The following is a 1,656-nucleotide window of genomic DNA, read 5'->3' on the forward strand; positions in this document are numbered from 1 at the left end:
TTAAAAATAATTTCTTTTTTTATTTTAACTCCTTTTTTAATTCAAAAAAATTATTTGTGTTCATATTGCCAAAAAATATACATATTTTTGGCTCCATTACCCATTTGTTTCAATTCTTTTAAAATATATTTATCATCTTCATCATCTCTAGTGCCATTATCAAAAAAAACACCTAGCAAATTATGAGGTGGATTTTTAATTTTCCATATTATTGCAAATTCTTCTATGTTTCCATTATAACGAGGACAAGTTAACGTAAAATCAAAATATTGTTTAAATGTTTCATGATTTTTAAGAATATCAATATTTGATACAGTTACATTAACAATTCTCATATCGCCCACAAACTCTTCATTAGGAGCGGCCATTACTTGTTTATTAATAGTAATTAAAAATAATCCTAAACCAATAAATAAAACGATTCTAAAAAATAATAAATTTGTTTTTAATTTAAACATGAATTAAATCTCCTTTTAATTTTATTCCTTTAATTTTTAATATGTTAGAATTTAATATTTTTATGTTTCTTTAAAGGTAACACTTTTCGTACCTACTTTTTTGGTTTTATCATTCTTGTGTTTATCTTGAAAAATTGATAAAGTTTTTTTTGGATTGAAGTGGAGTTGGAAATCGGTTAATTTGAAGTTGGCATCATGAACGAAAACCCTACCAATGCAATAGTATTTATCGTTTTCTAAGAAGTGTTTAGGATTTTTGTATTTAAGGATTAAGTAATTAACACCTTGGCCTTCATTGAGTTGTTTTTCAAATTTGTTTTCTTTTAAAATAGGGATTCCTTCTTTCGGTAACTTAATGATTTTCATTTCGGTTAAAATACAATCGATAATTAAAAAAAGAAATAACCCCAAAATTAAAAAAACCATTTAATGATTTTTTTAATTTTGAAAACAGTTATTTTTCTTTTTTAATGTTTTTTAAATATATTAATATTTTAACACATTTGACTTTTTTATTTTAATTAAAACTTTTTTTGAACCAAAAAATTGTTTTATAGACTTTTTAATTAATAGACCCTATCATTTTTTAAAGCAAAAGGCATAATTAAGCCTTTCCAGTTTTCTTGTTTGTCTATGATTTTTTAATTTTACTTTAGTCGATTCATGGGTTTTTTGTTCGTCTTTTATTTGTTCTTTGAGTTTATTGATTTCATGACGGAGTTCGTCGTTTTCTTAAATATATTTACCAGAAGTATTTTCTAAATCTTTAATTATTACTTCTAGAGCTTGAGTGTGGTGCAGTGTGGTGCGCTGTTGCGTTTTTTAGACAAATTTTGTCTCTAAAATTGTTCTTTAAGACTTAAAAATAAGTAGATAATTTCATATCTTTTCAAACTAAGGAAATATTTTTTTTAAATTTCAAAAAGTTTCTAAAACTTTTAATAATTCATTAGTTTCAAAAGATATTTTTTTTTATATTTTACCCTTACACTATATATTTAAGTAAAAAAAGTTAAAATTCCGTTAAGAAAATGAAATTATAATTATTTTTTTACGAAATTATGTTATTTTGATTAAAAAAATGCGCAAAAAGTAACCTTTTTCAAGGTTGAAAATTTGAAATAAAAAATTATTATCTAAAATTTTGACAATATTGAGAAGGTGATGAATAATTTAATTTAGCTAAAATCCATTGATT

General features: G+C 22.7%; 2 protein-coding genes. Both read right to left on the reverse strand.

Annotation, left to right across the window (positions count from 1 at the left end; all coding sequences use genetic code 11):
- Positions 1 to 50 precede the first annotated feature (50 nt).
- Positions 51 to 458, reverse strand: coding sequence for an SVM family protein (locus OL66_RS02400; RefSeq protein WP_034172309.1), 408 nt, complete (start codon positions 456 to 458; stop codon positions 51 to 53).
- Positions 459 to 518: 60 nt separating this feature from the next.
- A complete protein-coding gene (locus OL66_RS03630; RefSeq protein ID WP_052177946.1) occupies positions 519 to 884 on the reverse strand; it encodes a hypothetical protein in 366 nt (121 codons plus the stop codon).
- Between the last annotated feature and the right edge of the window lie 772 nt (positions 885 to 1,656).

Source organism: Chrysanthemum yellows phytoplasma (assembly GCF_000803325.1).
GTDB lineage: Bacteria > Bacillota_I > Bacilli_A > Acholeplasmatales > Acholeplasmataceae > Phytoplasma > Phytoplasma asteris.

Coding starts and splice junctions, on each gene's coding strand:
- OL66_RS02400 (WP_034172309.1), bottom strand. CDS start 458: ATGTTTAAATTAAAAACAAATTTATTATTTTTTAGAATCGTTTTATTT.
- OL66_RS03630 (WP_052177946.1), bottom strand. CDS start 884: ATGGTTTTTTTAATTTTGGGGTTATTTCTTTTTTTAATTATCGATTGT.